The 330-nt window shown below is 45.2% G+C and carries 1 protein-coding gene; it reads left to right on the top strand.

Translation table 11 applies throughout. From position 1 onward, the window contains the following. Positions 1-330 (top strand): GBS Bsp-like repeat-containing protein (locus tag HZY94_RS10060; RefSeq protein ID WP_179925997.1); only part of this gene is annotated, 330 nt, incomplete at both ends.

Raw genomic sequence — 330 nt, 5'->3', positions numbered from 1 at the left:
AGGAAGTCCTTGTCCCAAGCTGGTCTGAGAAAAACGGCCAAGACGATATCATTTGGCACAAGGCTGTGAAACAAAGTGATGGTTCTTACAAGGTTCGGGTTGAAACAAGCCAACACAAACAGGACTTCGGAGCCTTCCAATCCCATGTTCACTATGTGACTACCCAAAACAAACGTGAATATGTGACAGAGACTAAGGTGATGGTTCCGCAAGCACCCAAGGTTGAGAAAACAGGCCAAGTTTCAGCAACAAATGTCTCCAGCTCTGGTTATGATGTGATTGTTACAAATGTTAACCACCCAGCAGGTATTAAGGAAGTCCTTGTCCCAA

This window comes from Streptococcus danieliae, assembly GCF_013415245.1.
Classification (GTDB): Bacteria; Bacillota; Bacilli; order Lactobacillales; family Streptococcaceae; genus Streptococcus; species Streptococcus danieliae_A.
The sequence above is the reverse complement of the archived record's forward strand: the minus strand, read 5'-3'. Positions and strand labels throughout refer to the sequence as shown.